Annotated in this window: 23 protein-coding genes; 19 read left to right on the top strand and 4 right to left on the bottom strand. The window is 72.7% G+C overall.

All coding sequences use genetic code 11. The features are described from left to right. Positions 1 to 7 precede the first annotated feature (7 nt). From ACIQOW_RS23300 to ACIQOW_RS23240, 13 genes are all read left to right on the top strand, one after another. Positions 8 to 745 carry a CDP-alcohol phosphatidyltransferase family protein gene (locus ACIQOW_RS23300; protein ID WP_401088180.1) on the top strand — a complete coding sequence of 246 codons (738 nt, stop codon included), beginning with the start codon at positions 8 to 10 and terminating at the stop codon, positions 743 to 745. 73 nt (positions 746 to 818) lie between these two features. Next, positions 819 to 1718, top strand: coding sequence for a glycosyltransferase family 2 protein (locus ACIQOW_RS23295; RefSeq protein ID WP_401087854.1), 900 nt, complete (start codon positions 819 to 821; stop codon positions 1716 to 1718). A gap of 145 nt (positions 1719 to 1863) precedes the next feature. After that, a complete protein-coding gene (locus tag ACIQOW_RS23290; RefSeq protein WP_401087852.1) occupies positions 1864 to 2805 on the top strand; it encodes an ABC transporter permease in 942 nt (313 codons plus the stop codon). Continuing rightward, positions 2798 to 3607 carry an ABC transporter ATP-binding protein gene (locus ACIQOW_RS23285; RefSeq protein WP_401087851.1) on the top strand — a complete coding sequence of 270 codons (810 nt, stop codon included), beginning with the start codon at positions 2798 to 2800 and terminating at the stop codon, positions 3605 to 3607. Before ACIQOW_RS23290 ends, ACIQOW_RS23285 begins: the two co-directional genes overlap by 8 nt. Positions 3608 to 3888: 281 nt before the next feature. Then, positions 3889 to 4851, top strand: coding sequence for a squalene synthase HpnC (gene hpnC / locus ACIQOW_RS23280; RefSeq protein ID WP_401087849.1), 963 nt, complete (start codon positions 3889 to 3891; stop codon positions 4849 to 4851). A 41-nt stretch (positions 4852 to 4892) separates the two neighbouring features. Further along, positions 4893 to 5750 carry a presqualene diphosphate synthase HpnD gene (hpnD, locus tag ACIQOW_RS23275; RefSeq protein ID WP_401088179.1) on the top strand — a complete coding sequence of 286 codons (858 nt, stop codon included), beginning with the start codon at positions 4893 to 4895 and terminating at the stop codon, positions 5748 to 5750. Between the two features lie 127 nt (positions 5751 to 5877). Further along, entirely contained in the window at positions 5878 to 7311 is a 1434-nt protein-coding gene (hpnE, locus tag ACIQOW_RS23270) for a hydroxysqualene dehydroxylase HpnE (RefSeq protein WP_401087848.1), read from the top strand. A gap of 194 nt (positions 7312 to 7505) precedes the next feature. Continuing rightward, positions 7506 to 8594 (top strand): polyprenyl synthetase family protein, encoded by a 1089-nt coding sequence (locus tag ACIQOW_RS23265; protein WP_188297522.1) that lies wholly within the window; start codon positions 7506 to 7508, stop codon positions 8592 to 8594. A gap of 7 nt (positions 8595 to 8601) precedes the next feature. Continuing rightward, entirely contained in the window at positions 8602 to 10683 is a 2082-nt protein-coding gene (gene shc / locus ACIQOW_RS23260; RefSeq protein WP_401087845.1) for a squalene--hopene cyclase, read from the top strand. Beyond that, on the top strand, positions 10680 to 11360 hold the full coding sequence (locus tag ACIQOW_RS23255) for a 1-hydroxy-2-methyl-2-butenyl 4-diphosphate reductase (protein WP_401087843.1): 681 nt from the start codon (positions 10680 to 10682) through the stop codon (positions 11358 to 11360). Before shc ends, ACIQOW_RS23255 begins: the two co-directional genes overlap by 4 nt. Before the next feature lie 2 nt (positions 11361 to 11362). After that, positions 11363 to 12391 carry an adenosyl-hopene transferase HpnH gene (gene hpnH / locus ACIQOW_RS23250; protein WP_401087841.1) on the top strand — a complete coding sequence of 343 codons (1029 nt, stop codon included), beginning with the start codon at positions 11363 to 11365 and terminating at the stop codon, positions 12389 to 12391. 151 nt (positions 12392 to 12542) lie between these two features. Beyond that, the gene (gene dxs, locus ACIQOW_RS23245) at positions 12543 to 14453 is read left to right on the top strand and encodes a 1-deoxy-D-xylulose-5-phosphate synthase (RefSeq protein WP_401087839.1); all 1911 of its coding nucleotides are present in this window, start codon (positions 12543 to 12545) and stop codon (positions 14451 to 14453) included. After that, positions 14443 to 15843, top strand: a complete 1401-nt coding sequence (locus ACIQOW_RS23240; protein WP_401087838.1) for an aspartate aminotransferase family protein — start codon at positions 14443 to 14445, stop codon at positions 15841 to 15843. Before dxs ends, ACIQOW_RS23240 begins: the two co-directional genes overlap by 11 nt. Before the next feature lie 67 nt (positions 15844 to 15910). Here the strand turns inward: ACIQOW_RS23240 and ACIQOW_RS23235 are convergent, their stop codons facing one another. Then, positions 15911 to 16183, bottom strand: coding sequence for a DUF6343 family protein (locus ACIQOW_RS23235; RefSeq protein WP_401087836.1), 273 nt, complete (start codon positions 16181 to 16183; stop codon positions 15911 to 15913). A gap of 76 nt (positions 16184 to 16259) precedes the next feature. On the opposite strand from ACIQOW_RS23235, the gene ACIQOW_RS23230 reads away from it, so the two are divergent. Then, positions 16260 to 16487 carry an I78 family peptidase inhibitor gene (locus tag ACIQOW_RS23230; RefSeq protein WP_188297904.1) on the top strand — a complete coding sequence of 76 codons (228 nt, stop codon included), beginning with the start codon at positions 16260 to 16262 and terminating at the stop codon, positions 16485 to 16487. On the opposite strand, the gene ACIQOW_RS23225 is transcribed toward ACIQOW_RS23230, so the two are convergent. Both ACIQOW_RS23225 and fabG read right to left on the bottom strand, forming a co-directional pair. After that, positions 16438 to 17340: a phosphatase PAP2 family protein gene (locus ACIQOW_RS23225; protein WP_401087834.1), complete on the bottom strand. Its 903-nt coding sequence runs from the start codon at positions 17338 to 17340 to the stop codon at positions 16438 to 16440. The genes ACIQOW_RS23230 and ACIQOW_RS23225 overlap by 50 nt on opposite strands. Before the next feature lie 231 nt (positions 17341 to 17571). Next, a complete protein-coding gene (gene fabG / locus ACIQOW_RS23220) occupies positions 17572 to 18339 on the bottom strand; it encodes a 3-oxoacyl-ACP reductase FabG (protein ID WP_401087832.1) in 768 nt (255 codons plus the stop codon). Positions 18340 to 18784: 445 nt separating this feature from the next. Between fabG and ACIQOW_RS23215 the strand changes: the two genes are divergently transcribed. Further along, the gene (locus ACIQOW_RS23215; protein WP_317620182.1) at positions 18785 to 19609 is read left to right on the top strand and encodes a MarR family transcriptional regulator; all 825 of its coding nucleotides are present in this window, start codon (positions 18785 to 18787) and stop codon (positions 19607 to 19609) included. A 181-nt stretch (positions 19610 to 19790) separates the two neighbouring features. Here the strand turns inward: ACIQOW_RS23215 and ACIQOW_RS23210 are convergent, their stop codons facing one another. Continuing rightward, positions 19791 to 20654: an aldo/keto reductase gene (locus ACIQOW_RS23210; protein WP_401087830.1), complete on the bottom strand. Its 864-nt coding sequence runs from the start codon at positions 20652 to 20654 to the stop codon at positions 19791 to 19793. 520 nt (positions 20655 to 21174) lie between these two features. Here ACIQOW_RS23210 and ACIQOW_RS23205 point away from each other — a divergent pair. The 4 genes from ACIQOW_RS23205 (at position 21175) to ACIQOW_RS23190 (ending at position 25989) form a co-directional block, all read left to right on the top strand. Then, a complete protein-coding gene (locus ACIQOW_RS23205) occupies positions 21175 to 22986 on the top strand; it encodes an ABC transporter transmembrane domain-containing protein (RefSeq protein ID WP_401087829.1) in 1812 nt (603 codons plus the stop codon). A gap of 46 nt (positions 22987 to 23032) precedes the next feature. Beyond that, on the top strand, positions 23033 to 24805 hold the full coding sequence (locus tag ACIQOW_RS23200; RefSeq protein WP_401087827.1) for an ABC transporter ATP-binding protein: 1773 nt from the start codon (positions 23033 to 23035) through the stop codon (positions 24803 to 24805). Positions 24806 to 24967: 162 nt separating this feature from the next. Next, positions 24968 to 25213 carry a LapA family protein gene (locus ACIQOW_RS23195; protein ID WP_188297899.1) on the top strand — a complete coding sequence of 82 codons (246 nt, stop codon included), beginning with the start codon at positions 24968 to 24970 and terminating at the stop codon, positions 25211 to 25213. Positions 25214 to 25260: 47 nt separating this feature from the next. After that, positions 25261 to 25989, top strand: coding sequence for an amino acid ABC transporter ATP-binding protein (locus ACIQOW_RS23190; protein ID WP_401088177.1), 729 nt, complete (start codon positions 25261 to 25263; stop codon positions 25987 to 25989). Positions 25990 to 26009: the final 20 nt, after the last annotated feature.

Here is a 26009-nt window from a genome sequence, read left to right as displayed (position 1 = left end):
GGAGGGGATGCTCCAGCGCCGCAGCGCCGAGCACTGGGCCGGACGCCTGTACATGCGGAAGATCTCGCTGCGGATCACCCGCGTGCTCTCCACCATGACGGCGATCACGCCCAACGGCCTGACGTACCTGATGATGTTCACCGGCATCCTGGCCGGTGCCGCGCTGGTCGTGCCGGGCATCGCGGGCGCGGTCCTGGGCGCCGTGCTGATCCAGGTCTACCTGCTGCTGGACTGCGTGGACGGCGAGGTGGCCCGCTGGCGTCGGCAGACCTCGCTCACCGGCGTCTACCTGGACCGGGTCGGCCACTACATGTCCGAGGCGGCCCTGCTGACCGGTCTCGGCCTGCGCGCCACCGACCTGCCGCACCGCGAGGGCAGCGGCTCGCACTGGGAGTGGGCCTTCCTCGGCACGCTGGCCGCGCTCGGCGCCATCCTGATCAAGTCCGAGACCGACCTGGTGGACGTGGCCAGGGCCCGCAGCGGCCTGACGGCCGTCGAGGACAGCGCCTCGGTGCCCCGGTCCTCCTCCGTCGCCAAGGCCCGCAAGGCGGCCTCCCTCCTGAAGTTCCACCGCCTGGTCGGCGCGGTCGAGGCCTCGCTGTTCATCCTGGCCGCCGGGGTCGCCGACGCCGTGCACGGCGGGCTGCTCTTCACCCGGCTCGCGGTGGTCGTCCTGGCGGCGATCGCGATGCTCCAGACCGTGCTGCACCTGCTGAGCATCGTCCTCTCCAGCAGGCTGCGATGAGTGGGCGGAGCGAGCGAATGACCGACAGGCACGCGTGGGTGAACGCCCCCGCCGAGCGGAGCGAGGTGGGCGCATGAACGCGGCGGGCACTGCGGAGGACTTCCGCCTCGGCGCCGTGATCATCACCATGGGCAACCGGCCCGCCGAGCTCAACGCCCTGATCGAGGCCGTCCGCGCCCAGGAGGGCCCCGCGGTCGAGCTGGCCGTGGTCGGCAACGGAGCCCCGCTGCCCCCGCTGGCGGAGGGCGTGCGCGCCGTCGAGTTGCCGGAGAACCTCGGCATCCCGGGCGGCCGCAACGTCGGCATCGAGCTGTTCGGCCCGGACGGCCGGGAGGTCGACGCCGTCCTCTTCCTGGACGACGACGGCAACCTGCCGCGCACCGACTCGGCCAGGCTGCTGCGCGAGGCCTTCACCGCCGACCCGGAACTGGGCATCGTCTCCTTCCGGATCGCGGACCCGGACACCGGGGTCACCCAGCGCCGGCACGTCCCCCGGCTGCGCGCCAGCGACCCGCTGCACTCCTCCAGGGTGACCACCTTCCTGGGCGGCGCGAGCGCGGTGCGCTGCAAGGTGTTCGAGCAGGCCGGGCAGCTGCCCGCCGAGTTCTTCTACGCCCACGAGGAGACCGACCTCGCGTGGCGCGCGCTGGACGCCGGCTGGGCCATCGACTACCGGGCGGACGTGGTGCTGCACCACCCCACGACGTCGCCCGCCCGCCACGCCAGCTACTTCCACAACGTGGCCCGGAACCGGGTCTGGCTCGCGAGGCGGAACCTTCCGGCCCTGTTGGTGCCTCTCTATCTGGGAACCTGGTTCCTGCTGACCCTGGCCCGACGCCCCTCCCCCGAGGCGCTGAAGGCCTGGTGGGGCGGATTCCGGGCGGGCTGGCGCGAACCCTGCGGTCCGCGGCGGCCCATGCGGTGGCGTACCGTCTGGCGACTGACCAGGCTGGGCCGACCACCGATCATCTGATCGCATCAGGTCGAATGATCGATCGCCTCGGCCGGTGACCACACACCGGCCGGCTTCCCCGAGACCCCAGTGGATCCCCATCGGCGCACGGCCGGCGGACCCCCGCCGACCGGCCGCCCCGACCGATCCCGCGTGAAGGACGAATGTGTCGACAGTGAGTGAACCCGTCAGCCTCTCGACCCCCAGGGGGGTGGACGCGGGCCTGACCCCCAAGCAGCTTGCGGAGAAGTACGGTCTGGCGGTGAGCGGTGCCCGTCCCGGCCTGGTCGCCTACACCAAGCAGCTCTGGGCCCGACGCCACTTCATCTGGGCCTTCGCCACCGCCCGCCTGGTGGCCCAGTACACCGACGCCAAGCTCGGCCAGCTCTGGCAGGTCGTGACCCCGCTGCTCAACTGCGCCGTGTTCTACCTGGTCTTCGGCGTGATCCTGGCGAGCAAGCAGGGCTTCCCGGACAACACGTACATCGCGTGGCTGTGCATCGGCGTCTTCGTCTTCCAGTTCACCCAGAACGCCGTGCAGTCCGGCACCCGGGCGATCTCCGACAACCTCGGGCTGATCCGGGCGCTGCACTTCCCCCGGGCCAGCCTCCCGATCGCCTTCACCGTGATCCAGCTCCAGCAGCTGATGATCTCGATGGTCGTGCTGGTCGTCACCGTGCTCGCCGCCGGCGTCGCCCCGGGCCGGACCTGGCTGCTGATCATCCCGGCGCTGCTCCTCCAGACGCTCTTCAACACCGGCGTCTCCCTGGTGATGGCCCGGATCGGCGCCAAGACCAGCGACATCTCCCAGCTGATCCCGTTCGTGATGCGCGCCTGGATGTTCCTCTCCGGTGTGATGTTCAGCATCCAGGACAAGATCCAGACCTGGCCGCACTACATCCAGACGCTGATGTCGCTCAACCCGGCCACGATCTACATGGACCTGCTGCGGCACGCCTTCGCGCCGGTCATCTACAACCCGCACCAGCCGGTGCACCAGAACTTCCCGCCGCACCAGTGGGCGTACGGCCTCGTCTGGGGCGTCGGCATGTTCGTCGTCGGATACGTCTTCTTCTGGAAGGCCGAGGAGGAGTACGGCCGTGGCTGACCTCGATCTGAGCAAGAGCGACACCCCGCGGGACGCGGACGTGGCCCGCGAGCCCACCGTCGTCGTCGACGACGTGCACATCGTCTACCGGGTGCACGGCGCCGGCTCCGGCAAGGGCAGCGCCACCTCGGCGCTGAGCCGCATCATCAAGCGCAAGCGCTCGGCCGGTGTGCGCGAGGTGCACGCGGTCAAGGGCATCAGCTTCACCGCGTACAAGGGTGAGGCGATCGGTCTGATCGGCTCCAACGGCTCCGGCAAGTCGACCATGCTGGCGGCCATCGCGGGCCTGCTGCCGACCGAGAAGGGCGGCATCTACACCAACGGCCAGCCCTCGCTGCTGGGCGTCAACGCCGCACTGATGAACGAGCTCACCGGTGAGCGCAACGTCATCCTCGGCTGCCTGGCGATGGGCATGAGCCCGGCCCAGGTCCGGGCGCGCTACCAGGAGATCGTCGACTTCTCCGGCATCAACGACAAGGGCGACTTCATCTCCCTGCCGATGCGCACCTACTCCTCCGGCATGGGCGCCCGGCTGCGCTTCTCGATCGCGGCCGCGAAGACCCACGACGTGCTGCTGATCGACGAGGCCCTCGCCACCGGCGACCAGGCCTTCCAGCAGCGCAGCAAGCGGCGGATCGAGGAACTGCGCGGGTCCGCCGGTACGGTCTTCCTGGTCAGCCACGACAACAACTCGGTCCGCGAGGTCTGCGAGCGGACGATCTGGATCGAGGCCGGCGAGCTGATCATGGACGGCCCGACCGACGAGGTCGTCGGCCGTTACGAGCGCGGCGAGCGCCCGTAGCCTCGGTGCCGCACAGGGGCCGGTCCCGGATCTCCGGGACCGGCCCCTGGTGCTGCCCGCGGCCCCGGCCGGCCCCGCCGCCGGGGTGAGCGTCCGCGGCCCCCTGGCGGGGCGCTCTTCTCCGGCGCGCCCGGTGGTGCCAGGCTGGTGGGCGCGGGGGCGCTGTGCCGTGCGCCGCGCCCGCGCTCGGACGCGTGTCCGAGTCGGGCCGGTCGTGCCAAGCGGTGTAGAACGGGGGAGTGAGAGCAGTGTCGGCTTCGGCCCAGCCCAGTGATACGCCGGTGAACCCTTCCGCGGGACAGACCCTGGAGAAGGCGGGTGTGGAGAACTTCCCGGTCGCCCCGTTCTTCCTGCCCGCGGCCTGGCGCGACGACCTGATGGCGGTGTACGGCTTCGCCCGCCTGGTCGACGACGCCGGCGACGGCGACCTGGCCGACCCGGCCGCCACCGCCCGCCTGCTCGGGGTCGAGCGGACGCCCCCCGCCACCCCTTCGGACCAGTCGGGGCCGCCCACCGCGCAGGAGACCGCCTTCCGGCTCGCGCTGCTCGACGGGCTGGAGCGGGACCTCGACCGGGTGTTCGAGACCGCACTGCGCAACGCCGGCGGTTCCGGAGCCGATGCCGACCGCCCCCGCCACCCGCTGCTGAGCGCCCTCGTCCCGCTGGTCGACCGCCACGGCCTCACCCCCGAGCCGTTCCGCCGACTGATCGAGGCCAACCGGGTGGACCAGACCACCGCCCGCTACGCCACCTACGACGACCTGATCGGCTACTGCACGCTCTCGGCCGACCCGGTCGGCCGCCTGGTGCTGGCCATCGCCGGCGTCTCCACCCCCGAGCGGATCGAGCTCTCCGACGCCGTGTGCAGCGGCCTCCAGGTGGTCGAACACCTCCAGGACGTGGCCGAGGACCTCTCCCACGGCCGGATCTACCTGCCCGCCGAGGACCTCGCCCGCTTCGGCGTCACCGAGGCCGACCTCGCCGCGCCCTCCGCGAGCGGCGCCGTACGCGAGCTGATCGCCTTCGAGGTCGAGCGGGCCCGCACCCTGCTCGATCGCGGCGCACCATTGGTAGGTACGGTTCGGGGGAGGCTCCGACTGCTCCTGGCGGGATTCACCGCAGGCGGCTACGCGGCCCTGGCGGCCGTCGAGGACGCCGGGTACGACGTACTCGCACAGCAGGCGAAGCCGGACAGACGCCGCCTCGCAGCGAAGGCGGCGGCCATCTTCGCGAAGGGAAGGTGAACGCCCGAGTGGCGGCATCACCACTGGCGTCGGCCCAGGTCATGGCGGCGTACCGGTACTGCGAGGCAGTCACCGGGCTACAGGCGCGCAACTTCAGCTACGGCATCAGGCTGCTGCCCGAACCCAAGCGGCTGGCCATGTCGGCCCTGTACGCCCTGGCCCGCCGGGTGGACGACATCGGCGACGGCGACCTCCCGGACGACCGCAAGGCCGAGGCGCTGCTGCGCACCCGGGAACTGGTGGACGAGGTCCGCTCCGGGGTGGTCGCCGAGGACGACACCGACCCGATCAAGGTCGCCCTGGCCGACGCGGCCCGGCGCTTCCCGATCCCGCTCGGCGGCTTCGACGAACTGATCGACGGCGTCGAGATGGACCTCAAGGGCGCCGAGTACCAGAGCTACGAGGAACTGAAGGTCTACTGCCGCTGCGTGGCCGGCGCGATCGGCCGGCTCTCGCTGGGCGTCTACGGCTGCGACGACCCCGAGCGCGGGGCGGAGTACGCGGACACCCTGGGCCTCGCCCTGCAGCTCACCAACATCCTGCGCGACCTGCGCGAGGACGCCCTGAACGGCCGCACCTACCTGCCCACCGAGGACCTGGCCCGGTTCGGCTGCGAGCAGGGCTTCGCCCTCCCCAGACCGCCGCTCGGCGCGGACTTCACCGGCCTGGTGGCCTTCGAGGCCGCCCGCGCCCAGGCCGCCTTCGAGGAGGGCTTGCGGCTGCTGCCGATGCTCGACCGCCGCAGCCGCGCCTGCACGGCCGCGATGGCCGGGATCTACCACCGGCTGCTCGGCCGGATCGCCGCCGACCCGGAGTCGGTGCTGCGCGGCCGGGTCTCGCTGCCGGGCTGGGAGAAGGCGTACGTGGCGCTTTCCGGGCTCGCCGGGGGGCGTTCTTGATTCTCACCGCACTTCTGTCACGCTGTGTCAGCGGGGAATCACGTGTGGGTAGTTCCGTGTTGACCGAACGAGTACCGGCTTCAGCGACCGCCTGCGGGCGGTCCACCGACTGCGAGGGGGAGGGCCGATGACCGGGCGAGCCGATGCCGCGCGCCCGGCCGCCGTCGTGGTCGGCGGCGGTCTGGCCGGGATCACCACCGCGTTGCGCCTCGCCGAGGCGGGCCACCGGGTCACCCTCGCCGAGGGCCGGCCCCGGCTGGGCGGCCTGGCCTTCTCCTTCCAGCGCGGCGAGCTGACCGTCGACAACGGCCAGCACGTCTACCTGCGCTGCTGCACCGCCTACCGCGGCCTGCTGGAGCGCCTCGGCGCCACCCGGCTGGTCCACCTCCAGGACCGCCTCGACGTCCCGGTACTCTCCGTCACCGGGCCCGAGGCCGCGCCGGTGCGCACCCTCGGGCGGCTGCGCCGGGCCGGCCTGCCCGTCCCGCTGCACCTGGCCGGCAGCCTGGCCCGCTACCCGCACCTGGCCCCGGCCGACCGCGCCCGGGTCGTCCGCGGCGCGCTCGCCCTGAAGGGCCTGGACCTCGCCGACCCGGCGCTGGACGGGATCTCCTTCGGCGAGTGGCTGCGCCGCAACGGGCAGAACGCCGCCACCCTGGCCGCGCTGTGGGACCTGGTCGGCGTCGCCACTCTGAACGCCAGGGCTGACCAGGTGTCGATGGCGCTCGCCGGGATGGTGTTCAAGACCGGCCTGCTCTCCGACCCCGGCGCCTCCGACATCGGCGTCGCCGCCGTCCCGCTCGGCACCATCCACCACGACCGGGCGCTCGCCGAGCTGGAGCGGGCCGGCGTCCGGGTGCTGCTGCGGGCCCGGGTGGCCGAGCTCAAGCCGGCCGCGCCGCAGCACGCCGTCCGGCTGGAGAGCGGGGAACTGCTCACCGCCGACACCGTCGTCCTGGCGGGCGCCCAGGACAGCGCGGCCGCGCTGCTGCCGCCGAACGCGATCCCGGGACAGGACCGGCTGGCGGGCTTCGGCACCGCGCCGATCCTCAACGTGCACGTGATCTACGACCGCAAGGTGCTGCGCCGGCCGTTCTTCGCCGCGCTCGGCTCCCCGGTCCAGTGGGTCTTCGACCGGACCGCGCACTCCGGGCTGGCCGCCACCCCGTTGGGCCGGGCCCATCCGGGTGCCCAGTACCTGGCGCTGTCGCAGTCCGACGCGCAGGACGAGATCGACCTGCCGGTCGCCGAGCTGCGCCGCCGCTACCTGCCCGAGCTGGGCCGGCTGCTGCCGGCCGCGGCCGGGGCCGAGGTGCTGGACTTCTTCGTCACCCGGGAGCGCACCGCGACCTTCGACCCGGCCCCGGGCAACGGGGCGCTGCGGCCGTCCGCCCGCACCGAGGTCCCCGGCCTGCTGCTGGCCGGCTCGTGGACGGCCACCGGCTGGCCCGCGACCATGGAAGGGGCCGTGCGCAGTGGCCACGCCGCGGCCGACGCCGCGCTCGCCGTGGGCGGCACCCGGGTGCCGGTGGACCGCGGCGACGGGAGGTGGCCCAGGTGACGGCGGGCCCCGCTGCCGGAGAGCCCGCCAGAGCCGACGGGCGTACCGTCGTGCGCACCGGGGCAACCACCGGGAGCGACCCGAGCGGCCGCACCGGCGCCACTCGCACCGGCACCACAGGATTCGACACCAGCCGCACCGACGGCACCCGGCCGCCCCGTGCGGTCCGGCACCACGAGGGAGAGGGAACGCACGTGGAGTCACGCACCGGCTTCGCCGTCGGAGGCACGGCGCACGCCGAACCGGTCTCGGTGCCGGAGCTGCTCGCCCGCAGCCGCACGCTGTGCACTCCGCCGCTACGGGCCGCCGTCGCCCGTTTGGCCGCACCCATGGACACCGTCGCCGCGTACCACTTCGGCTGGATCGACCGGGACGGCACCCCGGTGACCGGCGACGGCGGCAAGGCCGTGCGCCCGGCGCTGGCGCTGCTGTCCGCCCGGGCCACCGGCGCGGCGGCCGAGGTGGGGGTGCCGGGCGGGGTCGCGGTTGAACTGGTGCACAACTTCTCCCTCCTCCATGATGATCTGATGGACGGTGACGAGACCCGACGGCACCGGGCCACCGCCTGGACGGTCTTCGGGCCGGCCCAGGCGATCCTGGTCGGCGACGCCCTGGCGACGCTCGGCACCGAGGTGCTGCTCGACGCCGCGGTGACCGGCGGCACGAGCGCCACCGACGCCGCGCGGGCCGTCCGGCTGCTCACCACGGCGACCCGCCGGCTGATCGACGGCCAGGCCATGGACGTCGCCTTCGAACAGCGCGACAGCGTCACCGTCGCGGAGTGCCTGGAGATGGAGGGCGGCAAGACGGCGGCCCTGCTGGCCGCCGCCTCGGCGATCGGCGCGGTCCTGGCCGGCGCCGACGACAAGGTCTCCGACGCGCTCCAGCGCTACGGCCACCACCTGGGCCTGGCCTTCCAGGCGGTGGACGACCTGCTCGGCATCTGGGGTGCCACCGAGGTCACCGGCAAGCCGCACTGGGGGGACCTGCGCCAGCGCAAGAAGTCCCTTCCGGTGGCCGCCGCACTGGCCGAGGGCGGAGCCGCCTCGCGCCGGCTCGCCGAGCAACTGGCCGACCCCAAGGGACGCGGAGAGGAGAGCGAGCCCGAGCTCGCCGCCCGGGCCGCGCTGATCGAGGAGGCCGGCGGCCGTGCCTGGACCCAGGAGGAGGCCCGCCGCCGGCACACGACTGCCCTCGCCGCCCTGGACGAGGTGCCCATGACCGACGAGGTGCGCGAGCACTTCGTCGCACTCGCCGAATTCGTGGTGGTACGAGAGAGGTGACGTTACGTTGACAGCAACCGCGGACGGCCGGCTCGACCCTGAGTACGATTCCGAGCCGGTCGCGGTGGGCGACCGCCCCCCGGCCCTGCTGGGTACGGGGCGGTGGCAGCCCGAGGACACCGACCAGCTGCGGCCGGCCGGTGAGGCTGACCTCAGACCGGCCGACGCGCGGGAGGCCCTGGCCCGCGCCACCACCCACCTGCTCTCGCTGCAGTCCTCCGAAGGCTGGTGGAAGGGCGACCTGGAGACCAACGTCACCATGGACGCCGAGGACTTACTGCTCCGCCAGTTCCTGGGAATCCGCACCGAGGAGCAGACCAGGGCCACCGCCGAGTGGATCCGCTCCCAGCAGCGCGAGGACGGCACCTGGGGCACCTTCCACGGCGGGCCGCCCGAACTGTCCACCACCGTCGAGGCGTACGTCGCGCTCAAGCTGGCCGGAGACGACCCGAACGCCCCGCACATGCTGGCCGCCGCGCGCTACGTCCGCTCCGCAGGGGGCATCGCGGCCGCCCGGGTGTTCACCCGGATCTGGCTCGCCCTGTTCGGCTGGTGGCCCTGGGAGCGGCTGCCCGAGATGCCGCCGGAGATCATCTTCCTGCCCAGGTGGCTGCCGCTGAACATCTACGCCTTCGGCTGCTGGGCCCGCCAGACCATCGTCCCGCTGACCGTCGTCTCGGCGCACCGCCCGGTCCGTCCGGCCCCCTTCGCGCTCACCGAGCTGCACACCGACCCGGACGACCCGTACCCCCGCCGGCCGCTCGCCCCCGCCAACACCTGGGACGGCCTCTTCGAGCGCCTCGACAAGGCGCTGCACGCCTACCACCGCCGGGCCTTCCGCCCGCTGCGCCGGCTCGCCGTGGCGCAGGCCTGCCGCTGGATCGTCGAACGGCAGGAGGCCGACGGCTGCTGGGGCGGCATCCAGCCCCCGGCCGTCTACTCGCTGATCGCCCTGCACCTGGAGGGCTACGAGCTGGAGCACCCGGTGATGAAGGCCGGCCTCTCCTCCTTCGACCGCTTCACCGTGCACACCGAGGACGGCAAGCGCTGGCTGGAGGCCTGCCAGTCGCCCGTCTGGGACACCTGCCTGGCCACCATCGCGCTGGTCGACGGCGGGGTGCCGGCCGACCACCCGGCCCTGGTCTCCTCCGTCGACTGGATGCTCGGCGAGGAGATCCGCAAGCGCGGCGACTGGGCCGTCCAGCGGCCCGGGCTCCCCGCCGGCGGCTGGGCCTTCGAGTTCGAGAACGAGACCTACCCCGACATCGACGACACCGCCGAGGTGGTGCTGGCGCTGCGCAGGGTCGCCCACCCCGACCAGGCCAAGGTGGACGCGGCGATGGACCGGGGCGTGCTGTGGAACCTCGGCATGCAGTCCAAGAACGGCGCCTGGGGTGCCTTCGACGTGGACAACACCAGCACCCTGCCCAACAAGCTGCCGTTCTGCGACTTCGGCGAGGTGGTCGACCCGCCGTCCGCCGACGTCACCGCGCACGTGGTGGAGATGCTCGCGGAGACCGGCCGCTCCCGCGACCCCAGGACCCGGCGCGGCATCGAGTGGCTGCTGCGCAACCAGGAGGCGGACGGCTCCTGGTTCGGCCGCTGGGGCACCAACTACATCTACGGCACCGGCTCGGTGCTGCCCGCCCTGGTGGCGGCCGGGGTCCCGGACGAGCACCCGGCGATCCGCCGGGCGGTGCGCTGGCTGGAGGACCGGCAGAACGCCGACGGCGGCTGGGGCGAGGACATGCGCTCCTACGACGACCCGGCGCGCTGGGCCGGGCGCGGCGACTCCACCGCCTCGCAGACCGCGTGGGCGCTGATGGCGCTGCTCGCGGCCGGCGAGGGGCCGAGGGGCCGGGCCAACCCGGCGGTGGAAGGCGGCGTGGAGTGGCTGGTGCGCACCCAGCTACCCGAGGGCACCTGGGACGAACCGCAGTTCACCGGCACCGGGTTCCCGTGGGACTTCTCCATCAACTACCACCTGTACCGGCTGGTCTTCCCGATCACCGCGCTCGGCCGCTACCTCAACGGCGAGCCGGGCACGATCCGGACCGACGGCACTCCGCAGATCGGGGCGGCGCGGTGACCACCGCCCCCCTGCTGGTGCTCTGCGCCCTGGGCCCCGAGGTGTGGGCCCTGCGCGGCGGTGACTGGCGCGGCTCCGCCGGAGGGTCCCCGGTGCTGGTGCGCACCGGGGTCGGCCGGCGGCGCGCCGGGCTGGCCGTGCGGCGGCTGCTCGGCTCCGCGCCCGACGGCTACGGCGCCGTGGTGGTGGCCGGGTTCGGCGCCGCGCTCGGCCCCGGTGTGCTGCCGGGCGACGTGGTCGCCGCCGACGGCGTGCGCAACGCCGAGGGCCACCTGTATCCGCTGGACTCCGGGGAGGCGCTGACCGGGGCGCTGAAGGCGCGCGGCCTGAGCGTCCACACCGGGGCGCACCACACCGCCGACCACGTGGTGCGCGGCATCGAACGGCGGGCCCTGCACCTCCAGGGCGCGCTCGCCGTCGACATGGAGGCCGCCGCCGTCCTGGCCGCGCTGCGCGAGGTGCGGCCCGCGCTGCCGGTGGCCGTCCTGCGGGTGGTGGTGGACACTCCCGAGCACGAGCTGCTGCGGCCCGGCACCCTCCCCGCCGGGGTGCGCGCCTGGCGGACCCTGCGGGCGACGGTGCCCGCCCTGGTCGACTGGTACCGGCAGGAGCGCGCGCCGGGCTCCGCAGACCTGAACCACCCCACATCCTCGACGCTCCCTCAGGAGGCGAGCTAGCCATGGCCATGCCGTTGCGCCAGACGTTGCGGGTCGGCACCTACCTCATGCAGCAGAAGCTGCTCAAGCGACGGGACAAGTTCCCGCTGATCGTGGAGCTGGAACCGCTCTTCGCGTGCAACCTCGCCTGCGAGGGCTGCGGCAAGATCCAGCACCCGGCGGGCGTGCTGAAGCAGCGGATGCCCGTGGCCCAGGCGGTCGGCGCGGTCCTGGAGTCGGGTGCGCCGATGGTCTCGATCGCCGGTGGCGAGCCGCTGATGCACCCGCAGATCGACGAGATCGTCCGGCAGCTGGTCGAGCGCCGCAAGTACGTGTTCCTCTGCACCAACGCGCTGCTGATGCGCAAGAAGATGGACAAGTTCACGCCCTCGCCGTACTTCACCTTCGCGGTGCACATCGACGGCCTGCGCGAGCGGCACGACGAGTCGGTGGCCAAGGAGGGCACCTTCGACGAGGCGGTGGCGGCGATCAAGGAGGCCAAGCGGCGCGGCTTCCGGGTCACCACCAACAGCACCTTCTTCAACACCGACACCGCGCAGACCGTCATCGACGTCCTGGACTACCTCAACGACGAGCTCAAGGTGGACGAGATGATGATCTCGCCCGCCTACGCCTACGAGAAGGCCCCCGACCAGGAACACTTCCTCGGTGTGGAGCAGACCAGGGAGCTCTTCCGCAAGGCCTTCGCCGACGGCAACCGCCGGCGCTGGCGGCTCAACCACAGCCCGCTCTTCCTGGACTTCCTGGAGGGCAAGGCCGACTTCGAGTGCACTCCCTGGGGCATCCCCAACTACTCGCTGTTCGGCTGGCAGCGGCCCTGCTACCTGATGGCGGACGGCTACGTGCCGACCTACCGCGAGCTGGTCGAACAGACCGACTGGAGCAAGTACGGCCGCGGCAGGGACCCGCGCTGCGAGAACTGCATGGCGCACTGCGGCTACGAGCCGACCGCCGTCCTCGCGACCATGGGGTCGTTGCAGCAGTCGCTGCGCGCGATCACCGAGACCGTAAGCGGCAACCGCGGCCGCTGAAACGGGAGTTGACCTCCAGGTCGGCACCCCGGCCCGGGCCCCACGCGCCCGGGCCGGCTCCGCCCCCGAGGGGGATGGGCACCAAGCCCGTCTCTCCCCCCCCCCCGGGGCGGAGGCATCACCGCACCGCTTCGAGTCGTGAGGTGTACCCATGTCACTGCTCTCCCGCGTCACGTCCCCGGCCGAGCTGCGCAAGCTCCCGGCGGTCGAACTCCCGTTGCTCGCCGACGAGATCCGCGACTTCCTGATCGACGCCGTCACCCGCACCGGCGGCCACCTCGGGCCCAACCTCGGCGTGGTGGAGCTGACCATCGCGCTGCACCGGGTCTTCGACTCGCCGTACGACCGGATCGTCTTCGACACCGGCCACCAGAGCTACGTCCACAAACTGCTCACCGGCCGGCAGGACTTCACCCGGCTGCGGATGCGCGGCGGCCTTTCCGGGTACCCCTCGCGGGGCGAGTCCGAACACGACCTGGTGGAGAACTCGCACGCCTCCACCGCGCTCTCCTACGCCGACGGCCTGGCCAAGGCCGCCCGGCTGCTCGGCCAGCACGACCGGCACACCGTCGCGGTGATCGGCGACGGCGCGCTCACCGGCGGGCTCGCCTGGGAGGCGCTCAACAACATCGCCGAGGCCCGCGACCGGCCGCTGGTCATCGTCGTCAACGACAACGAGCGCTCCTACGCCAGGACCGTCGGCGGCCTCGCCAACCACCTGGCCACCCTGCGCACCACCCAGGGCTACGAGCGCTTCCTCGCGCTCGGCAAGGAGGCCCTGCAGCGGACCCCGCTGGTCGGCCAGCCGATCTTCGACGCGCTGCACGGCGCCAAGAAGGGGTTCAAGGACGCCTTCGCCCCGCAGGGCATGTTCGAGGACCTCGGCCTCAAGTACCTCGGGCCGATCGACGGCCACGACCTGGGCGCGGTCGAGCAGGCCCTTCGCCAGGCCCGCAACTTCGGCGGTCCGGTGATCGTGCACTGCCTCACCGTCAAGGGGCGCGGCTACCGCCCGGCCGAGCAGGACGAGGCCGACCGCTTCCACGCCGTCAACCCGATCGACCCGTACACCTGTCTGCCGATCTCGCCCAGCGGCGGGGTCTCCTGGACGTCGGTGTTCGGGGACGAGCTGGTCACGCTCGGGGCCGAGCGGCCCGACCTGGTGGCGATCACCGCGGCGATGCTCCAGCCGGTGGGCCTGGCCCCGTTCGCCAAGGCCTTCCCGGACCGCACCTTCGACGTCGGCATCGCCGAGCAGCACGCCGTCACCAGCGCGGCGGGCCTGGCCACCGCCGGGCTGCACCCGGTGGTCGCGGTGTACGCGACCTTCCTCAACCGGGCCTTCGACCAGGTGCTGATGGACGTCGCCCTGCACCGGCTGGGCGTCACCTTCGTGCTCGACCGCTCCGGGGTGACCGGGCCGGACGGGGCCTCGCACAACGGCATGTGGGACATGTCGATCCTCCAGGTCGTGCCAGGCCTGCGGCTCGCCGCGCCGCGCGACGCCGAGCAGCTGCGGGCCCAGCTGCGGGAGGCCGTCGAGGTCGGGGACGCGCCGACCGTCGTGCGCTTCCCGAAGGGCAACGTCGGGCCCGCGGTGCCGGCCGTCGAGCGGATCGGCGGGGTGGACGTGCTGCTGCGCACCGGGCGGGAACCGGAGATCCTGCTGGTCGCGGTCGGTACCACCGCCTCCGCCTGTCTGGACGCGGCCCGGCTGCTGCTCGCCGAGGGCTTCACCGCGACTGTGGTCGACCCGCGCTGGGTCAAGCCGGTCGACCCGGTGCTGTCCGAACTGGCCGCCGCTCACCGGCTGGTGGTCACCGTCGAGGACAACGGCCGTACCGGAGGCGTCGGTTCGGCCGTCGCCCAGGCGCTGCGCGACGCCGACGTGGACGTGCCGGTGCGGGTGCTCGGCCTGCCGCAGGAGTTCCTCGGCCACGCCTCGCGCGGGGAGATCCTGGAGGAGGCCGGGCTGACCGGGACCGGGGTCGCCGCGCAGACCGCCGTCGTCGCCAAGAACCTGCTACCGACCCGAGGAGCGAACCCGCGCCATGCCGGCTGACCCAGACCGCCCCGCCTTCGACCTCGCCGCGCTGATCGCCGAACGAGGCGGCGAGCGCTACGAGTTGCACAGTCGCTACCTCAACCCGCAGCTGCCGCGGATGCTGCACACGATCGGCTTCGACAAGTACTACGAGCGCGCCCGGGGCCAGTACTTCTACGACGCCGAGGGCAACGAGTACCTCGACATGCTGGCCGGCTTCGGGATCTTCGCGCTCGGCCGCCACCACCCGGTGGTGCGCTCGGCGGTCCGGCAGGTGATGGACCTCGACCTGCCGGACCTGGTCCGCTTCGACTGTTCGCCGCTGCCCGGGCTGCTGGCCGAGCGGCTGCTCTCCCGCACCCCCGGGCTGGACCGGGTGTTCTTCGGCAACAGCGGCACCGAGGCGGTGGAGACCGCGCTGAAGTTCGCCCGGTACGCCACCGGGCGCCGGCGGATCCTCTACGCCGACCACGCCTTCCACGGCCTGACCACCGGCTCGCTCTCGGTCAACGGGGAGAGCGGCTTCCGCAAGGGCTTCGACCCGCTGCTGCCGGACACCGCCATCCCGCTCGGCGACATCGGCGCGCTGGCCAAGGAGTTGAAGCGCGGCGACGTCGCCGGGCTGATCGTCGAGCCGATCCAGGGCAAGGGCGTCCAGGCGCCGCCGCCCGGCTGGCTGCGCGCCGCCCAGGCCCTGCTGCACGAGCACCGGGCGCTGCTGATCTGCGACGAGGTGCAGACCGGTCTCGGCCGCACCGGCGAGTTCTTCGCCTACCAGCACGAGGACGGAGTGCTGCCCGACCTGGTCTGTGCGGCCAAGGCGCTGTCCGGCGGGTACGTGCCGGTCGGGGCCACGCTCGGCAAGAGCTGGATCTTCGAGAAGGTGTACTCCTCGATGGACCGGGTGCTGGTGCACTCGGCCAGCTTCGGGTCCAACGCCCAGGCCATGGCGGCCGGGCTGGCGACCCTGGAGGTGATGCACGACGAGCAGGTGGTGGAGAACGCGCGCAAGGTGGGCGATCACCTCCGCGAGCGGCTGGCCGCGCTGGTCGACAGGTACGAACTGCTCGCCGAGGTGCGCGGGCGCGGACTGATGATCGGGATCGAGTTCGGCCGGCCCAAGTCGCTCAAGCTGCGCACCGGTTGGGCCGCGCTCCAGGCGGCGCGCAAGGGGCTCTTCGCGCAGATGGTCGTGGTGCCGCTGCTGCAACGGCACCGGATCCTGACCCAGGTGTCCGGAGACCACCTGGAAGTGATCAAGCTGATTCCACCGCTGATCATCACCGAGCGCGACGTGGACCGGTTCGTGGACGCCTTCACCGGGATCATGGACGAGGCCCACCGGGGGAGCGGCCTGATGTGGGACTTCGGGCGGACGCTGGTCAAGCAGGCGGTCGGAAACCGCTGAGGCCGGGGACGCGGTCGGCGTGGAGTGGGAAGCCGGCCCGGCTTCCCACTCCGTGGGAGACACCGCGTCAGAGTTCGGTCCGGCGGCGCCGGATGACCACCACCAGGTCGACGGCGGCGAACAGGGTGAGCAGGCCGCAGGCCACCGCGAAGCCGGTGAGGGTGCCCCGGCCGGGTGCGCCGTGGGCGGGAGCGGCGGCAGCCCAGACGGCGAAGCCCACCGTGGCCAGCGCGAACAGCGGGGTGAAGGTGAGCGAGAGCAGGTAGCGGAGCCTGAGGGCGCTGCGGGCGGTGGCGGGCTCGGTGCCGCTGCGCCACCGTCGCGGGGTGGTGGTGCGCATGCCGTTCACCTCCGGACCGCGCGGGTCGGGCTACGATTCCAGCGTACGTCCGAGGACGAGAGCCGGGGGAGGCGCGATGTCGGGTCCGGACGCGAGGGGTTCGGCGGGGTCGGGTGCGGCCGGCGAGGACGCCGAGGGCTACGCGGGGCTGCGGATCGAGCGGGCCAGGGAGCTGGCCCGGCGGCACGGCTGGGCCTCGGTCCGGGTGCTGGAGCCGGGGGAGCTGATGACCATGGAGTACCGGCAGGGACGGCTCAACCTCGCGGTGCGCAACGGTGTGGTCGAGCGCAGCTGGGAGGGGTAGCCGCGGGGCTCGTGTCGCGCTGCGCGGGTACCCGTGCGGCCCGGGACCGGTACGGCGGGTGGCGGTGGACGAAGTGCCGGTGAAGGCGCCGTTCGGCCGCGGCGACCAGGGGTTCCAGCAGCGGCAGGGAGAGCAGGACGAGCAGTCCTGCGGCCCAGCCGGCCAGCACGTCGGTGACCCAGTGGGTGCCCAGGTAGACCGTGGTCAGGCCGATCGAGCAGGCGGTGGCGGCGGCGATCAGCGCGCCGGTGCGCCGCCAGCGGACGGCCAGGTAGGCGAGCACGCCCCAGGTGACCACCGCGTTGGCGGTGTGGCCGGAGGGGAAGATGGTGCCGCCGGAGAACAGCTCGGGCGAGCCGACGTACTGGGCGTAGTGCGGGCCGAGCCGGCCGGTGACGATCTTGACCGCGCCGACGGTGACGTTGAGCAACAGCAGTGCGATGCCCATGACCAGCAGCGGGCGCAGTCTGCCGATCCTGTGGGCCCGCCAGCCGAGCCAGGCGAAGGCCGCGATCGCCGACGGGCCGCGCTGTCCGGCGACCACCCAGGTGTCGAGCAGCGGCTCCAGCCGGGGCCACCGCTCGTAGGGGCGCAGCAGGCGGACCGACCAGTCGAGGTCGACCAGGGCGGTGTTCAGCAGGACTCCGGCCAGGACGAGCAGGTACCCGCCGAGGGTGACGGCGAGCAGGGCCGTCTGCCGTCGGCTCATCGGGGGCCAGCCGGGTTCGCGGTGGTCGGGGCCGATCGGGGTGAGGGTGCCGGGGGGTGCGGGGCGCACCCGGCTGCCGGTCTGGGCGGTGCGGCGCTCCGGCCCCTGGCGCGGAAAGGGAACGGGGGTACTTCTGGATTGCACGGGGTGACCTTACCCATCCGGACAGGGCTATTCCGGTGGTAATTGTCATTTTCCCGGGAAATCGACAATCGGGTCGACCCCGGACGGTCCGCTGGGTGATTTCCCCTATTCCGGTATCGAATGTCAGTGTGGTGGTCGAATGATTCTGCAAAAGCCCCGGTAAAGGAAACGGAGTGGGAGGCCGGTGCGACCGGCTTCCCACTCCGTGGTAACCCTGTGTAGGTTCCGTGCTCAGTCGAGGGGGCCGCCCGCGACGTAGATCACCTGGCCGGAGACGAAGCCTGCGCCCTCGCTCGCGAGGAACGAGATGGTGTGGGCGACGTCCTCAGGCCGACCGACCCGCTGGACCGGGATCTGAGAGGCCGCGGCCCGCTTGAAGTCTTCGAAGTCCATGCCGACCCGGGCCGCGGTGGCGGCCGTCATGTCGGTCGCGATGAAGCCGGGGGCGACCGCGTTGGCGGTGATCCCGAACTTGCCCAGCTCGATGGCCAAAGTCTTGGTGAAGCCTTGGAGACCGGCCTTGGCGGCCGAGTAGTTGGCCTGGCCGCGGTTGCCCTGGGCCGAGGAGGAGGACAGGTTGACGATGCGGCCGAAACCGGCGTCGACCATGTGCTTCTGCACCGCGCGGGTCATCAGGAACGCGCCGCGGAGGTGAACGTTCATGACCGTGTCCCAGTCGGACTCCGACATCTTGAAGAGCAGGTTGTCGCGGAGCACGCCCGCGTTGTTGACCAGCACGACCGGGGCGCCGAGTTCGGCGGCCACGCGGTCGACGGCGGTCTGGACCTGCTCGGCGTCCGAGACGTCGGCGCCGACCGCCAGGGCCCGGCCGCCGGCGGCGGTGATCCGGTCGACGGTCTCCTGGCCGGCCGCCTCGTCCAGGTCCAGGACGGCGACCGCGTAGCCGTCGGCGGCCAGTCGGGCGGCGGTGGCGGCGCCCAGGCCGCGGGCCGCGCCGGTGACGACGGCGACCCGGGGGGCGGTGCTCTGCTCGGTCATGCTCGCTCTCGTCTCTCTCTGGATTGCCTTCCGGGGAGAACCCCCGGTGAGGGTGGCCACACCCTACCGGCGGGTAGGGAGGGCGGCCAGGGACGAGAGACGCAGGTGACGGTGGGTAAGGACCGACCGGTCGGCTTTCTGCTGAGAACGGGTTACTGCAAGGCCTTCGCAGCTCGTAAATATGCCAATGTTGCCGAACCTGCGTCTACTATCCGCCCCTGCCTGCCAGCAAGGGCCCGCCGTTTGTATAGTGTCCGCCAGCAGCCACCGGCTGCACGGCTGGAGCGCCCTCCCTCATAGCTGGACGCCCACTCGCCGTTACTGCCCCACCCGGGTGTCCCACACACACCGGGTGTGACATCGGGACGGATACATGGTGCTGGGGGAGATCCCGACAACCCGCGTGTCTGCGCGACTGCAGCAGTCGCCCGGACACCTCATTCGCGTGGCACAGCAGGTTCACACCCGCTTGTGGTCCGAACACGTCGGAGCCGATCTCACGGCTCCGCAGTTCGCCGTGCTGCTGGTCCTGGCCCTCGAACCGGGTGCGGACCAGCGGACGGTGGGCGAGCGCGCCTCGCTGGACAAGGCCACGATGGCGGAGATGGTCGCGCGGCTCGTCCGCCGCGGCCTGGTGCTGCGCAGGCGAGACCCGGCCGACGGCCGGCGCAAGCTGCTGGCGCTCTCGCAGAGCGGCGCCCAGGCGGTGCGCGAGGCCACCGGTGGTGTGGTCCGCGTGCAGCGCGTCCTGTTCGAACCGCTCGTGGCGGAGGAGCAGGTCGAGATCGTCCGGGTGATGGCCAAGATAGCCAGGCTGGAACCCGCGGCGGTCGCCGTCATCACCGACGCGCGGCCGATCTTGGACGCCCAGCGGGCGATCGGCTACCTGATCAGGGTGAGCCAGCAGGTGCACACCAAGCTCTGGTCGGAGCACGTGGGCGCCGAGCTGACGGCTCCGCAGTACGCGGTGCTGGACGCGCTGGAGCTGGAACCGGGCGCCGACCAGCGCACGGTCGGCGAGCTGGCCTCGCTGGACAAGGCCACGATGGCCGAGATGGTGAGCCGGCTGGTGCGCCGTGGTCTGGTGCAGCGCCGGCGCGACCCCTCGGACGGACGGCGCAACCTGCTCTCGCTCTCACCGGCGGGACAGGACCTGCTGCACCGCTCGGCCGCTGGGGTGGCCGAGGTCCAGCGACTGCTGCTGGCACCGCTGGAAGTGGAGGAGCACGAGGCTGCACTCGCGCTCATCGCGAAGGCGGCCAGGCTCTAGGTCAAACTTTCGCCGCAGTAGCCAAAACGATTCGCCAAAACACCGGGGTCCCACGGCCGTCGGCTCCGGCGGATCGGGGTACGCCAAAGGCCGCCCGCTCCGGAAGAGGGTGCGGGCGGTCTTCGCATGACCGGACGTCAGACCGGCGGAGGGCCCGGGGGCCGGGCCCCCGGACCTGGTGTCAGTTCCAGTCGAACTCCTGCGGGTCCGGACCGATCCGCTTGCCGGTGGCCACGGCGGCGATCGCCGCGAGGTCCTCGGCGTCCAGCTCGAAGCCGGTGACGTCCAGGTTCTCGCGGATCCGGGACGGGGTGACCGACTTCGGGATGGCGATCACACCGCTCTGGAGGTGCCAGCGCAGCACCACCTGGGCGACCGTACGGCCGTGCTTCTCGGCGACCTTCACCAGTGCGGGCTCGGCGAGCAGGTCCTTGCCCTGGCCCAGCGGGCTCCACGCCTCGGTGGCGATGCCGTGCTCCGCGTGGAAGGCGCGCAGCTCCGTCTGGGGGAAGTACGGGTGCAGCTCCACCTGGTTCAGGGCCGGGGCGACGGAGGCCTCGTCCAGCAGGCGGGTCAGCTGCTCGGTGCCGAAGTTGGAGACGCCGATCGACTTGACCCGGCCGTCCGCCTTCAGCTGCTCGAAGGCCTTCCACACGTTCGGGTAGCTGCCGTGCATCGGGCGCGGCCAGTGGATCAGGTACAGGTCGATGTAGTCGAGGCCGAGCTTGGCCAGCGAGGCGTCGAACTCGCGCAGCACCGCGTCGCGGCCCTGCTCGCCGGACCAGTCGCGGGTGCCCGAGTTCCACAGCTTGGTGGTGACGTAGAGGTCCTCGCGGGCCACGCCGCCCGCCAGTGCCTCGGTGATCGCCGCGCCGGTGCCGGTCTCGTTCTCGTAGATCGCGGCGGTGTCGATCGAGCGGTAGCCCGCCTCGATCGCGGCGCGGACGGCGGGGGTGGCCTCGGCGTCCGGGACCTGCCACACGCCGAAGCCGAGCTGCGGGATCTGCGCGCCGTCGTTGAGGGTGACGGTGGGGATGATGCTCACGGGAAGGGGTGCCCTCCTGGTCGTCCAGTTGTTCCAGTGGGGGCAACTGGTGCCCGGGTGTGATTGTTCCCGCCGAACGGGCGAATCTTGGGTGAAGCTTTGCGGGGGTTTGCCCGGGGCGGCTACCGGACGAAGGAGGGACGGAGAATGCCCTGGTGGGAGCCCGGGCGCGGGAGTGTGAGGGGGGTGTGCGCAGGGCGTGCGGAGCCGGCGCGCGGGGGGCGTGCGGGTCCTGACGGGTGGGGGAGTGCGGGGGTGCCGGGCGGCCGCGGCGGAAAACCCGTTGCGCGGATCGCGCGGGGCTTGGCAGGCTCGCGGCCATGACCTCCTGACTTCCCGGCCTTTCGTGCCCATCCCGTTTCCGTCCGGTGTCTCCGCCGGACGCGTCGTCGACGTCGCCGTGCTGCCGCGCCGGCGGGCCGCTGCGTCGCCTGGCCGTCACGCACGCCGTGTGCCCCGGCACCCTGCTTCCTCGTGCTCCCGCGCCCTCGCACCCTCGCACCGCTCGTATCGGAGTGTCATGCTGCTCACCCCCCTGCCGCTGGCCGATCCCGGCAGTCCCGACCTCTCCTCGCCCCTCGCCTTCCTGCGGTGGTTGCAGCGCAGCCAGCGCCGCGGGCAACTGCTCGCCACCTGCTGGACGCTGATCGAGATGGGGTGTCAGGCCGCCCTGCCGGTGCCGCTCGGGTTCGGTGTGCAGGCCGCGGTGGACGGTGATTCCGGCGGAATCTGGCGAGCCGGCGCCCTCCTCCTGCTGCTGGGCGCGGGCGCCGCGCTCGGCGCCGTGCTGGCGCACCGTCAGGCGGTCTGGAACTGGATCCACGCGGCCACCCACGTGCGGCAGTTGGTGGCACGTCAGGCCTCGGATCTCGGGGCCGGGCTGTCCCGCCGGATCGCCACCGGCGAGGTCGTCGCGGTGGGCAGCGGGGACGTCGAGCGGATCGGCTGGTACGTCGAGCTGGTCGCCCGGGTGAGGTCCGCGGTGGCCGTCTGGCTGGCCGTCAGCGTCGCGGTGCTGGTGGTCGATCCGGTGCTCGGAGCCGGGGTGCTGCTCGGTGTTCCGGTGCTGGCGGCCTCCGTCTGGCCGCTGATCGGGCCGTTCGAGCGGCGCTACGAGGAGCAGCGGGCCCTCGGGGGCAAGGCCACCGAGCTGGCGGCCGACACGGTCGCGGGGCTGCGGGTGCTGCGCGGCATCGGCGGCGAGGAGCTGTTCCTGGACCGGTACCGGGCCGCTTCCCAGAAGGTCCGGGTGGCGGCGGTCCGTTCGGCCCGGATCTGGTCGCTGATGCAGGCGCAGCAGGTGTTGCTGCCCGGCCTGTTCGTGGTCGGCGTCACCTGGTACGGCGCCCGTTTGGTGGCCTCCGGCGAGCTGGCCGTCGGTACCCTGATCGCCGTGTACGGCGCGACGGCGTTCCTGGCCGCGCCGCTGCGGATCCTGGGCGAGGCCGCGCACGCCTGGAGCGTCGCCCGGGTCTCCGCGGGGCGGACGGTCCGGGTGCTCTCGCTCGACCGGACCGGTGGAGCGGCCGAGGCCCAGCCGGTCCCGCCGACCGGGTCGGCCGGGCGGGTCACGCCGGCCAGGCCGGAGAAGGCCGACCTGTACGACCGGGAGAGCGGCCTGACCGCGCGGGCGGGAGAGCTGACCGCGGTGGTCTGCGGTGACCCGGACTTCGCCGGGACGCTGGCCGAGCGGCTCGGTGGCCACGTCCCGCGGGCCGAGGGCGAACGGGCCCGGGTCTCCGTGCGGCTCGGCGGCACGGACCTGGACGCGGTGCCGCTGGCCGAGGCCAGGGCGGCGGTGCTGGTCCACGACAAGGAGCCGGTGCTGCTCTCCGGCACGTTGGCCGAGCTGTTCGACATCCCGTCCTCGGGGCGGGTCCCGGCCGCCGAGGCCTTGGCGGCGGCCAGGTCCGAGGACGTGCTGGCGGCCCTGGTGGAGGGCTCCCCGGAGTGCGGGGGAGACCCGATGCTCGCCCGGATCACCGAGCGCGGGCGCTCGCTCTCCGGCGGCCAGCGCCAGCGGCTCGCCCTGGCCCGAGCGCTGCTGGCGGACCCGCCGGTGCTGGTGCTCGACGAGCCCACCAGTGCGGTGGACGCGCACACCGAGTCGATGATCGCCACCGGCTTGCGGGGCGTCCGGGCCGGCCGCACCACCGTGGTCTTCGCGACCAGCCCGCTGCTGCTCGACCAGGCGGACCGGGTGGTGCTGCTGCACGAGGGCCGGGTCGCGGCGGCCGGGCGGCACCGCGAGCTGATGCGCAGCGAGCCGGCCTACCGGGTCGTGGTCACCCGCGAGGAGGAGGCGGTTCAGCCGGTGGGTGGGGCCGTATGAGGACCGTCGTCGACTTCCCTTCCAGGCAGCAAGCGAGGAGTACGTCATGAAGCCCCCCGTCCACGAGGAGCAGGGGCCGGCCGCCACCCTGCCGGTCGGCTCCCCGGCCGCCGTGCGCGGCTATCTGATGCTGCTCGCGCGGCGGCATCGCGCCGGGTTCTCCACGGTGGTGGGGCTGCACTCGGTCGCCACGGTGGCGGGGCTGGTCGGGCCCTGGGTGCTCGGCAGGCTGGTCGAGTCGCCGGCCACCGGCACCGTCGGGTCCACCGTCACGGTGGCGGTCGCCTGGTACCTGCTGGCGCTGGTGGCACAGGCCGCGTTCACCGGATGGTCGCGGATGCGCGGCGCGGTGCTCGGTGAGCGGGTGCTGGCCGACCTGCGCGAGGACTTCCTGGTCCGCTCGGTGGCCCTGCCGACGGGAGTGCTGGAGCGGGCCGGCACCGGGGACCTGGTCTCGCGGGGCACCACCGACGTCGACCGGCTCGACAAGTCGGTGCGCGAGGCGGTTCCCGAACTCGCCGTCGCCTTGGTGTCGTTGCTGCTGGTGTTCGGCGCACTGCTGGTCACCTCGCCGCTGCTCGCGCTGACCTCGCTGGTCGGGCTGCCGCTGCTGCTGGTCAGCTCGCGCTGGTACTTCCGGCGTGCGCCGCAGTCCTACCGCAGCGAGTCGGCCGGGTACGCGGCGGTGAGCAACGTGCTGGCCGAGACGGTGGACGCCGGGCGGACGGTCGAGGCGCTGCGGCTGGGGGACCAGCGGGTCCGGCTGACCGACCGCAAGCTGCGCGAGTGGCTGGCGTGGGAGCGCTACACGCTGTGGCTGCGCTCGGTCTGGTTCCCGACCATCGACGCGGTCTACACCTCGGCGGTGCTCGCCACCATGGTGCTCGGCGGGCTGTTCGCCATCCGAGGCTGGATCACCGTGGGCCAGTTGACCACCGGCGTGCTCTACGCGCAGATGCTGACCGGCCCGGTGGACCTGATCCTGCGCTGGTACGACGAGCTCCAGATCGGCCAGGCCTCGCTGGCCCGGCTGGTCGGCGTGCGCGAGGTGCCGGAGCACGAGGGGGACGAGTCCGTCCGGCCCGACGGTCGCCGGGTGGAGGCGAAGGACGTCCGGTTCGGCTACCGCGAGGGAGCCGACGTCCTGCACGGGATCAGCCTGGACGTCGCCCCGGGCAGCCGGGTCGCGCTGGTCGGACCGTCCGGGGCGGGCAAGTCCACCCTCGGCCGGCTGCTGGCCGGGATCTACGCGCCAGGCCGCGGCAGCGTGACCCTCGGCGGGGCGGCGCTGGCGCGGATGCCGGCCGAGCGGGTGCGTGCGGAGGTCGCCCTGGTGAACCAGGAGCACCACGTCTTCGTCGGCACCCTGCGGGACAACCTGCGGCTGGCCGCACCCGACGCGGACGACACCGAGCTGCGGTCCGCGCTGGACGCGGTGGACGCCGGGGGCTGGGTGGACGCGCTGTCGGAGGGCCTGGACACCGAGGTCGGCTCCGGCGGCACCTCGCTCACCCCGCCGCAGGCCCAGCAACTGGCGCTGGCCCGGCTGGTGCTGGCCGATCCGCACACCCTGGTGCTGGACGAGGCCACCTCGCTGCTCGACCCGAGGGCCGCGCGCCACCTGGAGCGCTCGCTCTCCAGGGTGCTGGAGGGCCGGACGGTCATCGCGATCGCCCACCGGCTGCACACCGCGCACGACGCGGACGTGATCGCCGTGGTCGAGGGCGGGCGGATCAGCGAGTACGGCAGCCACCCGGAGCTGGTCGCGGCCGGCGGACCGTACGCGGCGCTCTGGCGGTCCTGGCGGGACGAGCGGTAGTGGGCGGGACGAGAGGTCGCGGCCGGTCGGACAGGTGATCTTGATCGGCGGGTCGGAGTGTTGTCAAACCCGTACGGGTCGGATTGACCCGTACGGGTTACTCCCTGGCCCGTAAGGGCGCGTAGCCGGGCAAATCGGTGCTCCGGCCCGCAGACTGCTCCGGTGACCAAGATTTCAGACAGCTCGTCCCGATCCTCGCGCGGTGAGATCGGCGGAATTCCCACGCGCTACATCGGGATCGGCGTCATCGTCGTCCTCGCCGTGTGGTTCCTGTTCGCCAACCTCGACAAGGTCAAGATCCAGTTCTGGGTCTTCACCGTCACCGCGCCGCTCTGGATCGCGCTGCTGGCCACCCTGATCGCGGGCGTCGCCCTGGGCTGGCTGCTCAAGGGACGGCGCAACAAGTGACCGCAGCTCCCGGGCCGGCCCCGGCCGGTTCCTCCGGCTTCACCCCACTGATCGAGCTGCGCGGGGTCAACAAGCACTTCGGGGACCTGCACGTGCTGCAGGACATCGAACTGACGGTGGGGCGCGGCGAGGTCGTCGTGGTCATCGGCCCGTCCGGCTCCGGCAAGTCCACGCTCTGCCGGGCGATCAACCGGCTGGAGCCGATCGAGAACGGCACCATCCTGATCGACGGCCAGCCACTGCCCGCGGAGGGCAGGGGCCTCGCCAGGCTGCGCGCCGAGGTCGGCATGGTGTTCCAGTCCTTCAACCTGTTCGGGCACAGGACCGTGCTGCAGAACGTCTCGCTCGCCCAGATCAAGGTCCGCGGCCGGTCCAAGGCGGAGGCGGAGGCCAAGTCCCGGGCGTTACTGGAGCGGGTGGACCTCGCCGCGCACGCCGACAAGTACCCGGCCCAGCTGTCCGGCGGGCAGCAGCAGCGGGTCGCGATCGCCCGCGCGCTGGCGATGGATCCCAAGGCGCTGCTGTTCGACGAGCCCACCTCGGCACTCGACCCCGAGATGATCAACGAGGTGCTGGACGTCATGCGCCAGCTCGCGAGCGAGGGCATGACGATGGTCGTGGTCACCCACGAGATGGGCTTCGCCCGGGCCTCCGCCAACCGGGTGGTGTTCATGGCCGACGGCCGGATCCTCGAGGACCGAGCCCCGGAGGACTTCTTCGGCGCCCCCGAGAGCGAGCGCGCCCGGGACTTCCTGTCCAAGATCCTGAAGCACTGAGGCGGCGCCGTGAACCGTCA

This window comes from Kitasatospora sp. NPDC091335 (assembly GCF_044757205.1).
In the GTDB taxonomy this organism is placed as follows: domain Bacteria; phylum Actinomycetota; class Actinomycetes; order Streptomycetales; family Streptomycetaceae; genus Kitasatospora.
This window is presented reverse-complemented; position numbering and strand designations above follow the sequence as displayed.